Here is an 11784-nt window from a genome sequence, read left to right as displayed (position 1 = left end):
CGCGTCGTTCGTCATGCCCGTCCTCAACGAGGAGCACTACATCGCGGCCGCGGTCGCGAGCGTGCTCGCCCAGGACGGCCTCGACGAGCGGGAGATCCTCCTCGTGCTGGGCGCGTCGACCGACCGCACCGACGAGGTGGTCGCGGGGCTCGCGGCGCTGCACCCCGAGATCCGCGTACTGCACAACCCCCACAACGCGATCAGCCAGTCGATGAACATCGGCATCGCGGAGGCGCGCTTCCCCGTGGTGGTCCGCGTGGACGCCCACTCGGTGCTGCCCGACGGCTACGCCGCGACCGCGCTGCGCTCGCTGCGCGCGGCCGGGGCCGTCAACCTCGGCGGGCGCATGCACGCCGAGGGCCGCACGCCGTACGAGCAGGCCGTCGCGTGGGGCTACAACTCGCCCGGCGGGCTCGGCGGCGCCGTCTACCACACGGGTGGTGAGGCCGGCCCGGCCGAGTCCGCGTACCTGGGCGTGTTCGACCGTGCCGCGGTGCTCGCGATCGGCGGCTTCGACGAGTCTCTCTCGCGCGGCGAGGACTGGGACCTCAACCGCCGGCTCATGGCGCGCGGCGGCCTCGTGTGGTTCGAGCCCGCGCTCGACGTGGTCTACCGCCCGCGCTCGTCGGTGAAGGCGCTCGCGAAGCAGTTCCACGCCTCCGGGCGCTGGCGCGGCGAGATCATCCGCCGCCTGGGCGGACGAGTGCCGCTCCGCTACTACGTGCCGCCCGCGCTCGTCGTCGCGCTCGCGGCCGGCCTGCTGCTCGCGCTCGCGGGCGCCGTCGTGCAGGGCGGCGCGGGAGCCGCGATGGCCGTCGCCGGCGCGCTCCCGTACGCCGTCTATCTCGCATGGGTGGGGCTCACCGCCGCGCGTGCCGACGTCCCCGCGGGCGTCAAGCTGCGCCTCCTGGGGGTGCTGCCCACCATGCACCTGCCTTGGGGCGTCGGATGCCTCTTCGGTATCCTCATCCCCAGCAGGGGGCACAACGCCTTCGCAGGACGTTGACGCACCCACCCCGAGGAGACGAGTGACCGAGATCGACTACGGCGCCATCGCGCGCGACGCGGGCCTCGCGCGCGTCGGTGCGCGTCCGCCGCTCCCGAGCTACATCAAGGAGATGTGGCAGCGCCGTCACTTCGCCGTGAAGATGGCCCGGTACCGCATCGAGGCGAGCCTCGCGCAGAACCGCCTGGGCCTCGCGTGGGTGGTGCTCAACCCGCTGCTCCAGGCCGCCGTGTACGGCTTCGTCTTCGGGCTGATCATGGACCGCGGCTCGCGCGCGGGCCTCAACTTCATCCCGTTCCTCGTCACCGGCTTCTTCGTCTTCCAGTTCTTCGCCCAGTCGTTCAGCCAGGGCGCGAAGTCGATCACCGGCAACACGTCGCTCGTGCGCAGCCTCGGCTTCCCCCGCATGCTGCTGCCCGTGTCCGCGGTCATCCGCCAGATCTACGAGCTCGTCCCCATGATGATCGTGCTCGCGTTCATCCTGGTCGGCTTCGGCGAGATGCCGTCGTGGAAGTGGCTGCTGGTGCCGCCGATCCTCGCGCTCATGACGCTGTTCAACACCGGCGTCGCGCTCATCGCGGCGCGGCTCACGGTGCACCTGCGCGACATGACGCAGATCATCCCCGTGATCACGCGCCTCATCATGTACATGACCGGCATCTTCTACTCGCTCGAGGAGGTGCTGGCCGACAACCCGCCGTGGATGCTCACCGTCGCGCAGCTCAACCCCGTGCACGACTACATCCAGATGGTGCGCGCGTGCGTCCTCGAGGGCCAGGAGGTCAACACGCTGATCCTGGTGACGGCGTTCGTCGCCGCCTTCGGCTTCTTCGGTGCGGGCATCTACTTCTTCTGGAGTGCCGAGGAGAGGTACGGCCGTGACTGACGAGCGCAAGCCCACGGTGGTGGTCGACAACCTCCACGTCGAGTACAAGACGTTCGCCTCCGGCAAGGCCGCGGCCGACCGCCGCTCGCTGCTGAGCAAGCAGCGCGGCGTGCGCGTGGTCCACGCGCTCAAGGGCGTGTCCTTCGTCGCGCACGAGGGCGAGTCGATCGGCGTCATCGGCCACAACGGCTCCGGCAAGTCCACGCTCATGCGGACCATCGCCGGCCTGCTGCAGCCCGCCAAGGGCGCGGTCTACGGCGCCTCGCGCCCCGCGCTGCTCGGCGTCAACGCGGCCCTCATCAACGACCTCACCGGCGAGAAGAACGTGATGCTCGGCGGCCTCGCGCTCGGCATGTCGCCGGCGGAGGTCGAGCAGCGCCGTGAGCAGATCATCGACTTCTCGGGCGTCCGGGAGTTCATGGACCTGCCCATGAAGGCGTACTCGTCCGGCATGGCCGCGCGCCTGCGCTTCTCGATCGCCATCTCGCGCGACCACCAGATCCTGCTGGTCGACGAGGCCCTCGCGGTCGGCGACAAGGCGTTCCGCGAGAAGAGCGAGCAGCGCATCCGCGACCTGCGTGAGCAGGCCGGAACCGTGTTCCTAGTGAGCCACTCGATGCGCTCGATCATGGACACGTGCACGCGCGTGCTGTGGATCGACCACGGCACGCTCAAGATGGACGGCGACCCCAAGACGGTGGTCTCCGCGTACAAGAAGTCGAAGTGAGCCCCGCCGCCCGCCGCGTCGGCTGGGTCGAGTCGCCGCTGCAGCTCATCAACGCGGTCGAGGCGGCGACCCACCTCGACGAGCCGTCGCTGCTGCTCCTGCGGACCGGCGTCGCGCAGCTCGCGGACACGGCGCGCTGGCTCGAGCCGCACCTGCCCGCGGGGGTCGAGCTTGCCGAGGCGGCCTCCGCCACGGACCCGCGCTTCCGCGGGGCCGCCCGCCGGCTCGTGGGCGACGCGTTCTCGGGCCAGTTCCGGGCCGTGGTCGCCGCCACCGGCGTGCGCGACCTGGTCGTGGTCGACGACGGCTCCGCCGCGCTCCACCTCGCCGCGGTCCTCGCCGGCACCGAGCAGTTCTCCCGCATGGGCCAGCGCGAGCCGCTCGCGCAGCGGACGCTGGGCCGGGTGACCGGCTCGCGCCTGCGCGCGGCCTCGGCCGCGGGACGCGTCACGCTCTTCACCGCGTACGCCGACCACCGCGCGATGCCCGTCGTGCCCGGCGCCAGCATCGTCCCCAACCGCTACGGGTGGCTGCGCGCCCTCGACGGCGGGTCGCCCGTCGCCCTGCGCCCGGTCGTCGTGCTCGGCTCGGCGCTCGCCGTCGACGGCTACATCGCGACCGAGGACTACGAGGCGTGGGCCGCCGCCCACGGTCCGGCCACCTACCTGCCGCACCGCCGCGAGGACCGCGCGTCGCTCGAGCGGCTGCGCGCCGCGGGCCTCGACGTGGTCGAGCCGGGGCTGCCCGCCGAGATCGTGCTCGGCAGCGCCCGCGGCCTCGAGGAGGTCCGCTCGCTGCCGTCCAGCACCGGCGCGACCCTCGCCCGCGTACTTCCGGTGGGCGCGGTGCTCGACGTCACCGCCGTGCCCGACGCGTGGTGGACCGACCGCGCCGACGAGACGTTCCGCGCCACGCTCGCGTACCTTGCGAGTGCGGACGATGCTGCAACCGAGGAGGACTGACATGCGTGCCGTCGCGATCATCCCCGCCCGAGGCGGGTCCAAGGGGGTGCCCGGCAAGAACGTCGCGCGCGTGGGCGGCGTCCCGCTCGTCGCGCGTGCCGTGCGGGCCGCCCTCGCCGCCCCGTCGATCGACGGCGTCTTCGTGTCGACGGACGATGCGACGATCGCCGCCGCCGCCCGCGAGGCCGGCGCCGAGATCATCGACCGCCCCGCGGACATCGCGGGCGACCTCGCGACCTCCGAGGCGGCGCTCCTGCACGGCCTCGACTCGCTCGCCGCGCGCGGCATCGAGCCCCAGGTCCTCGCGTTCCTCCAGGCGACGTCGCCGTTCATCCACGCCGAGGCGCTCGACGGCGCGGTCGCGTCGGTGCTGGCCGGCGAGCACGACTCGATGCTCGCGGCCTTCGAGACCTATGCGTTCCTGTGGCAGCGCGGCGAGGCCGGTGCCACGGGCGTGAACCACGACCACTCGTTCCGCCCCCGCCGCCAGGACCGCGAGCCTCACTACCAGGAGTCCGGCGCGTTCTACGTCATGGATGTCGCGGGCTTCCGCGCCTCCGGCTTCCGCTTCTTCGGCCGGGTCGGCGTCGCCGAGGTGCCCGCCGCGACCGGCATCGAGATCGACGACGTGCACGAGCTCGAGTCGGCGCGCGCGCTCGCGTCGCTCCTCGACACCCCCGCCCCGGTCGACGTCGATGCGCTCGTCATGGACTTCGACGGCGTCCACACCGAGGACACCGCGATCGTCGACCAGAACGGGGTCGAGTCGGTCACCGTGAGCCGCTCCGACGGCATGGGCATCTCGATGCTGCGCAAGGCGGGCCTGCCGATGATGATCCTGTCGCGCGAGGAGAACCCCGTGGTCGCCGCCCGCGCACGCAAGCTCGGCATCGAGGTCTCGCACGACGTCCAGGACAAGCTGCCCTACCTCGAGCAGTGGTGCGCGGAGAAGGGCGTCCCGCTCGACCGCGTCGCGTACGTGGGCAACGACCTCCCCGACCTCCCGTGCCTCGAGGCCGTCGGCTGGCCCGTCGTGCCCGCGGACGCGCACCCCCGCGCGGCCGCCGTCGCGCGCGTCGTGCTCACCCGCCCCGGCGGTCGCGGCGCGGTGCGCGAGCTCGCCGAGGCGATCATCGCGGCGCGTGGCTGAGCCGACCGCGACCCCGCGTCCGCGCGCCCTCGTGGTCGCGGACTCCGACTCCTACCTCAAGTGGGCCGTCCGGCGCGCGGAGGACCTGCGGGACGCGTACGACGTCGAGGTCGTCGTCGTGCGCAACGCGGTGACGCCCAGCACCGCCCAGCGTGCCGCGGCGATCGACGGCCGTCTCGACACCGATCCGGGCGAGATCGGCCTGCGGGCGCTCGCCGCGCGCCTGCGCGCCGAGCGCCCCGCCCTGCTCCTGCTCGCGTGCCGCGGACCCCTCATCGAGCTGCTGCTCCTCGAGGAGCTGCGCGGCGAGCGCGCGGCCGACGTGGTGGTCGCAGGCATCCCCGGGATCTGGTTCCCGCCGACGGCGCTGGGCCTCCGGCTCCGGGCCGCGTGCGACGTCATGGTGGTCCACTCGGAGCGGGAGCGCGAGGCCGTCACGGCGATGCTCGCGGACCTGCCGGCCGACGCCCGCCTCGCGCACCTCGGGCTCGCCTCGCTGCTCGAGGACCAGGAGGTGGGAGGCGCGGACCGCCCGCGCATCGTGTTCGCGCCGCAGGCGCTCGTGCCGGCCCGTCGGGAGGACCGCGTCGCGCTGCTCGACGCCCTGGTCGACGTGGCGCGCGCGCATCCCGAGCTCGACGTGGTGATCAAGCTGCGGGGCACCGCCGGCGAGGCGCAGACCCACGAGGAGGCGGACGGCTTCGAGCAGCTCGCCGCGGGCCGCGAGGTCCCGGGCAACCTCGTGTTCGCGCACGGCGCGCTGCGCGAGTACCTGGGGGACTGCGCCGGCTTCGTCACGGTGAGCTCCACCGCCGCGCTCGAGGCGATCGCCGCGGACGTGCCCGTGCTCGTCGTGGACGAGTTCGGCGTCAGCGCGCAGATGATCAACCTGGTGTTCGAGGGCTCCGGCCTCTTCGGCGGCCTCGACGACCTCCGGGCGCTGCGCTTCCGCGCGCCCGCGACGGCGTGGATGGACGCGAACTACTTCCAGGCCGAGGGCGACTGGGTGGCGGTGGCTCAGGAGGCGGCGGGCGCCTCGGCCCCCGGCGCGACGATGCGCGACCCGCACGCCGGCCTCATGCGCTCGCCGCAGCGCCTCAGGCGTCGCAGCGTCGCGCTGGGCGCGGGCGACGACTCGTGGCACGGCCCCGCGCTCGCGCCCCTGCGTGCCGCGCTCGCGGCGTACGACCGCCTGCAGAGGCGCCGGCGCGGCAGTCAGGGCAATCGCGGTTAGACTTTCGGGGACAGTGGGCGGAGACGCCCGGCCTGGCTTTGGCAGTACCACTACGAATCAGAGGTGTTGAAGTGACGGATGCGGTGCAGATCGGCGACATTCTCGTCGGTGACGGTCACCCGACCTACGTGATCGCGGAGATCGGCCTGAACCACAACGGTTCGGTCGAGATCGCGAAAAAGCTCATCGACGTCGCCGTCGAGGCGGGCGCCCAGGCGGTGAAGTTCCAGAAGCGCACGCCGGACATCGCGACGCCGGAGCACATGAAGTCGACCCCGCGCGAGACGCCCTGGGGCACGATGACGTACCTCGAGTACCGCTACAAGGTGGAGTTCGAGCAGGCCGAGTACGCCGAGATCGACGCGTACTGCAAGGAGAAGGGCGTCGTCTGGTACGCCTCCCCGTGGGACGAGCCCAGCGTCGACTTCCTCGAGTCCATGGACACCGTCGCGTACAAGATCGCCTCGGCGTCCGTGACGGACCTCGGCATGCTGCGCAAGATCAAGGAGACCGGCAAGCCCGTCATCCTGTCGACCGGCATGTCGACCATCGAGCAGATCGACACCGCGGTGGAGACCCTGGGCAAGGACAAGCTCATCATCCTCCACGCCACCTCGACCTACCCGCTGCCCCCGGAGGAGGCCAACCTCCGCATGATCCAGACCCTCAAGGACCGCTACGGCGTGCCGGTGGGCTACTCGGGTCACGAGCCGGGCCTGCAGATCTCGATCGCCGCCGTCGCGCTCGGCGCCGTGGCCGTGGAGCGTCACATCACGCTCGACCGCACCATGTGGGGCTCGGACCACGCCGCGTCGCTGGAGCCCAAGGGCTTCATCAACCTGTGCCGCGACATCCGCATCATCGAGCAGGCCATGGGCGACGGCGTCAAGAAGGTGTTCCCGGGCGAGCTCGCCCCGCTGAGCAAGCTCCGCCGCGTCGACGGCTGACAACCGAAAGGACCGCGCGCGCATGACGAGCGGACCGCGCTCGCTCGTCAAGAGCGCGCTGTCACGCATCCGGCCTGCCCGGGTGCAGGAGGACCAGGAGGTCGGCGGCCGCCACCGCGAGGACAACTCGCAGTGGTGGGCCGCCGCCTCGCTCGCCTCCGACGTGGCCGCCGAGCACACGTACTCGCGCGGGCTGGCCTCACGCCGGCTCGTGCGCTCGGCCAACGCCTTCGCGGGGGCCCTCGCGAGCCGCATGGACAGCGCGGCGGTCGTCGCCGGCGACGCGCCCCTCGTGCGCACGGGAGGCGCGCGCGAGAAGCGCGCCGCCCTCGACCTCGTCCGCGACGCCCGCGTCGCCCGCGAGCCCGACCTCGCGCTCGCGCTCGCCGAGCGCGTCACCGCCGCGGACCCCGGCTCCCGGCTCGCATGGATGTACCTCGCCGGCGTGCAGCGCTCGCGCGACGAGCTCGTCGCCGCCGCCCGCGCGGAGGAGCGCGGCACCGGTCGGGACGGCCTCGCCGCCGCCACCGCCGCCGGCCTCGACTCGCTGGCCGCCGCGATCGGCGCGGCCGGCGTGCCGGTCGACGACCACGCCTCCGAGGGTGCCGTGGTGCGCCTCGCGGAGACCCTCGAGCGGCGCGCCCTCGTGACCGGCGGCCTCCCCGCCGCCGGCGCGCTGGACGTGGCGCGCGCGCATCGTGACCTCGCCCAGGCGTCGTGGGACAGCCGGTGGACCGCCGCGCAGGTGCTCGCGGTGCGACCCGCCGAGCTCCCCGAGCTGCGCGAGCTGGCCACCGGCCGACGCCTTCTCGTCGTGCTCGACGGCGCCGATCCGGCCGCCGTCGCCGACGCGCTGCCCGCCGCCGGCATCGTCGTGCGCTTCCGCGACGTGGAGCCCGCCGCCGACGTCGCGGTGATCCACGTGGCCGAGCCCGGGGACGAGACCGGCTGGGACGTGCCCGTCGAGGTCCGCTGGGTCGTCTCAGCCGACGAGGACGCGTGGCACGACGCCCTCATCCACCGCATCGATCCGGCCGCGCAGCCCACCCTCGTGGGTGCGGGCCTGCGCGACCCCCTCGCCACCGTCGCCGGGCGCCGCCACGGCGCCTCGACGCCCGCCGCCATCGTCCGCACGCTCGACGCGCTCGGGCTGGGCGCCGGCCTCGACGTGCTGCTCCCGGCGGCCATCGACACGCTTCCCGAGGACCTGGCGGCATGGCTCGCCGAGCGGGGCATCACCCCGGCACCGGGCCTCGTCCGCCTCGGAGGAGGGGCATGACGGGCACGACCATCGTCCTCATCGGCAGCCGTGAGTACCGTGAGGGCCTCGAGGTCGCGCTCGCGTCCCTCGCGCGCTCCAACCCGGGCCTCGACGCCGACGTCCTCGTCCTGCACGAGGACCTCGAGCCGGGCGACGCCGACCGGCTCGCCCTGTGGCACCCGCGCGTGACCGCGCGGACGCTGCCCGCCGAGGACCTCACCAGGCTCGCGCGCCACGCCTCGACGCCTCACCGTGCGGCGCACGTCATGGGTGCGCTGCGCGCCGCGGATCTCGAGGGCTCGGAGCGCGTGATCGTGCTCGACGCGGACGTCGTCGTGCTCGGCGGGCTCGGCGCGCTGCTCGAGACCACCGCGCCCTACGCGACGGTGATGCGTCCGAAGGCGCCGGGACGCCCGCTCCGCGGCGTCGCGGTGCTGCGCCCGGACCTCATCGACGCCGCCGAGCGCGCGAGGCTGCAGGAGGTCCGCGCGAACGGCGACTACGTCCATCAGGACGAGGAGGCCGGCGTGCTCGCCGCGGTGCTCGGGACCCCCGACGCGCCGCTGCCGGAGATCTACAACCTCGACAAGCGGCGCGCCGCCGGCCTCGACCTCGCGGCCGACGACGTGCGGATCCTCCACTTCTCGGGGCGGTTCAAGCCGTGGCACGGCGGCGAGCACGGCTTCGAGGCCGTCGAGGACCTGTGGTCGCGCGAGGTGTGGCATCCGATCGCGCACTGGCGGGCCCTGGCCGCTGATGCGCGCGCGTCCGACGAGATGCTCGCGTTCGCGGAGGACCACGCGGCGCCGTACGCGCTGCTCGCCGACGCGGACCTCGAGGACCTCGAGGGCGCGCTGCGCACCGCACGCGCGGACGGCGACTTCGAGCGGGCCTATCAGGCCGCACGCGCCCGCGCGCTCGAGGCCGGGACGGTCGTGGGCCAGGTCGCGCTCGACCTCGGCACCACCGCGGTCGCGACGTCGCGCGCGGACGATGCGCGGGTCGCGCTCGCCCTGGCGGCGGCGGACCCCGAGCTCGCGCCGCGGGCGTGGACCGTCCTCGCGCAGCTCGAGTGGACGTATCGCGACTACGACGCGGCCGCCGCGGCCGCCGTCGCGGCGATGCGCCTGCGTCCTGCCGACCTGCACGCCCGCCGCCGCCTCGAGCGCGTCGAGCGCACCCGCGCCGAGGACGGGGTGGTCCCCGCCGGCGACGGGCCCGCGATCGGGCACGTGGCCTTCTACGTGGACGGCGACGGCAACTACGGCGACGTGCTCCTGCCCGTCGCCGTGCGCGCCAGCCTCGCGCACGAGCTCGGCGACGTGCGGTGGACCACGATGCACGCGCACCAGGTGTTCGACGTCGAGCGCGCGCGGTGGGCCAACGAGCACCTCGACGCGATCGTCGTCGGCGGCGGCGGACTGTTCCTGCCCGACACGTCGCCCAACGGCAACAGCGGCTGGCAGTGGAACGTCACCGACGAGGCGCTCGAGGCGCTCGAGATCCCGCTGGTCGTCTACACGGTGGGCTACAACATCTTCCCCGGCCAGCGCTTCCACGGCACGCGCTTCGCGGAGTCCGTGCGCACGCTCGTGTCCGCGGCCGCGTTCGTCGGCCTGCGCAACCACGGCTCCGTCAACGCTGTGCGCGAGATCGTGGGTCCCGAGCTGGCGGACAAGGTCACGTTCCTGCCCTGCGTCACCACGGTGTACGGCCAGCTCGCCGGGCCCGCCCCGGCCGCACCCCGCAGCGAGCCGCTGCCGATCGTGCTGCTCAACATCGCCTACGACCGTCAGTCGCGCCGCTTCGGCGAGGGCTACGGCAGGTTCGTCGCCGAGCTCGCGGCCTTCATCCGCGCGCTCGAGGGGCGCGCCGAGGTGCGCTGCCTCGCCCACACGCGCGAGGACGAGCGGATCGTCGGCGACCTGCGCCGCTCGCACGGCGTCGAGATCGCGACCGACGCGGTCTACGGGCCCGGCAGCGAGGACGCCCTCGCGACCATCGGCCGCGCGACCGTCGTCGTCGGCATGCGCGGCCACGCCTCGATGATCCCGTTCGGGATCGGCGTGCCGATCGTCAGCCTCATCTCCCACGCGAAGCTCCGCTACTTCCTCGAGGACATCGGCCACCTGGAGTGGGGCGTCGAGGTCGACGACGAGCGCCTGGGCGACCGCCTCACCGAGGTGGTCGGGGCGATCCTCGACGAGCCCGCGCGCTACCGCGCCGAGGTCGCGGACGCCCAGGAGCGTCTGCGCGAGGTGGTCGACGGCGCCAACGGCCGGATCGCCGCGGCGATCGACGCGAAGCGGGTCGCGGAGTGACCGCGGTGCAGCCGCGCGTCGTCATCGGGCGCTTCCACGACGGTTCGGCGACGCCCAACTGGGGCGGCCGTGCGACCAGCATGGCGCTCGCCGGCCTCGTGGCGCGCGCGGCCGGCGCGGGGGAGGTCCGCCCGCTCAACGGCACGTTCAACACGCAGCCCTTCGAGCACGGCGCGGTCCCCGAGGGCGCGGCCACGGACGATCCGTCGATCCGCTTCCGCGTGATCCGCGAGACGGCGGCGGCGATCATCGCCGACCCGCAGCCCGGCGAGCAGTCCGCGCTCCTCGAGACGCTGACCGGCGCCGACGAGCTCTGGATGAACGGCGAGGGGGACCCGATCCTCGCGCGCAAGCGCACCACGCTCGCCCGCACGCTGCTCATCATGGAGGTCGCGCTCCAGCTCGGGCTCACCGTCCGGATGGTCAACTCGATCCTCAGCATCCCGCCGGGCGTCGAGCGCGTCCACCCGGTCGTGACGCGCGCGCTCGGCGACGTCCTCCGGCGCTGCAGCTCGGTCGTCTACCGCGACCCGGAGAGCCTCGAGCTCCACGGCACGATGTTCCCCGACGTCGACGCGGACTGGGTGCCGGACGCGCTGTTCGCGTGGGCGGACCTGCCGATCCACCGCTCGGGCGACTTCGGGCCCTTCTCCGAGGGGCTGGCGCCGGCGACCGCGCAGTTCCTCGCGGACCGCACGCCGTACGTCGCCATCTCCGGCGCGTCCGGGCCGCGTGCGTCCGAGGACGACAGGGTCGCGGCGCTCCGCGAGCTCGTGAGCGGCCTGCGCGAGGCCGGCTACCGGGTCCTCCTCGTCGCGACGGACCGCGGCGACGCGTGGCTGCGCGCCGCGCTCGACATCGAGGGGACCGCGTACATGGGACCGGGGAACCCGCTCGCCACGGGGCGCGCCGCGCTCGCCGGCGCCGCGGCCTTCGTGTCCGGCCGCTACCACCCGTCGATCCTCGCGTACGGCGTCGGGGTGCCCTGCGTGCTGATGAGCTCCAACTCGCACAAGACCCGGAGCCTCCAGCGCGTCATGGGCGTCGACGCGCGCGAGCACCCCGGCTTCGGCCAGGGCGACACGGCGGAGCTCCTCGCGGACGCGCTCGCGGCGGCGCGGGTCTCGACACGGGCCCGGAAGGCGCTCCAGCGGCGGGCGCGCCGAAACGCGGCCGGCGTCACCGCACGCTTCGCCGCGCTCGGACGGGATGCCGAGCTCGCCGCCCTCGCCGGTCGGCGCGAGGATGTGGCGCCGCTCACCCTGCACGACACACCGGTCTGACGGCGGC

At 73.9% G+C, this 11784-nt stretch carries 10 protein-coding genes; all 10 read left to right on the top strand.

Annotated features, from left to right (window positions below):
• Positions 1–13: 13 nt before the first annotated feature.
• Complete coding sequence (locus AOM07_RS12110; RefSeq protein WP_062314169.1) at positions 14–1006, top strand: glycosyltransferase family 2 protein; 993 nt, start codon at positions 14–16, stop codon at positions 1004–1006.
• A 22-nt stretch (positions 1007–1028) separates the two neighbouring features.
• Entirely contained in the window at positions 1029–1892 is an 864-nt protein-coding gene (locus AOM07_RS12105) for an ABC transporter permease (protein WP_062314167.1), read from the top strand.
• A complete protein-coding gene (locus tag AOM07_RS12100; RefSeq protein ID WP_062314165.1) occupies positions 1885–2619 on the top strand; it encodes an ABC transporter ATP-binding protein in 735 nt (244 codons plus the stop codon). Before AOM07_RS12105 ends, AOM07_RS12100 begins: the two co-directional genes overlap by 8 nt.
• Complete coding sequence (locus tag AOM07_RS12095) at positions 2616–3581, top strand: hypothetical protein (RefSeq protein ID WP_062314163.1); 966 nt, start codon at positions 2616–2618, stop codon at positions 3579–3581. Before AOM07_RS12100 ends, AOM07_RS12095 begins: the two co-directional genes overlap by 4 nt.
• Position 3582: 1 nt before the next feature.
• Positions 3583–4731 carry an acylneuraminate cytidylyltransferase gene (locus tag AOM07_RS12090; protein WP_062314160.1) on the top strand — a complete coding sequence of 383 codons (1149 nt, stop codon included), beginning with the start codon at positions 3583–3585 and terminating at the stop codon, positions 4729–4731.
• Positions 4724–5965, top strand: coding sequence for a DUF6716 putative glycosyltransferase (locus tag AOM07_RS12085; protein ID WP_062314158.1), 1242 nt, complete (start codon positions 4724–4726; stop codon positions 5963–5965). Before AOM07_RS12090 ends, AOM07_RS12085 begins: the two co-directional genes overlap by 8 nt.
• A gap of 71 nt (positions 5966–6036) precedes the next feature.
• The gene (locus AOM07_RS12080) at positions 6037–6912 is read left to right on the top strand and encodes an N-acetylneuraminate synthase family protein (protein WP_156165219.1); all 876 of its coding nucleotides are present in this window, start codon (positions 6037–6039) and stop codon (positions 6910–6912) included.
• Between the two features lie 22 nt (positions 6913–6934).
• A complete protein-coding gene (locus AOM07_RS12075) occupies positions 6935–8191 on the top strand; it encodes a hypothetical protein (RefSeq protein ID WP_062314156.1) in 1257 nt (418 codons plus the stop codon).
• Positions 8188–10494: a polysaccharide pyruvyl transferase family protein gene (locus tag AOM07_RS12070; protein WP_062314154.1), complete on the top strand. Its 2307-nt coding sequence runs from the start codon at positions 8188–8190 to the stop codon at positions 10492–10494. The genes AOM07_RS12075 and AOM07_RS12070 overlap by 4 nt, the downstream gene beginning before the upstream one ends.
• On the top strand, positions 10491–11777 hold the full coding sequence (locus tag AOM07_RS12065; protein ID WP_062314152.1) for a polysaccharide pyruvyl transferase family protein: 1287 nt from the start codon (positions 10491–10493) through the stop codon (positions 11775–11777). The genes AOM07_RS12070 and AOM07_RS12065 overlap by 4 nt, the downstream gene beginning before the upstream one ends.
• Positions 11778–11784: the final 7 nt, after the last annotated feature.

The sequence above is a fragment of the Demequina rhizosphaerae genome (genome assembly GCF_000971255.1).
Taxonomy (GTDB): Bacteria; Actinomycetota; Actinomycetes; order Actinomycetales; family Demequinaceae; genus Demequina; species Demequina rhizosphaerae.
Note: the sequence above shows the minus strand (reverse complement) of the source record. Positions and strands in the feature narration are given on the sequence as shown.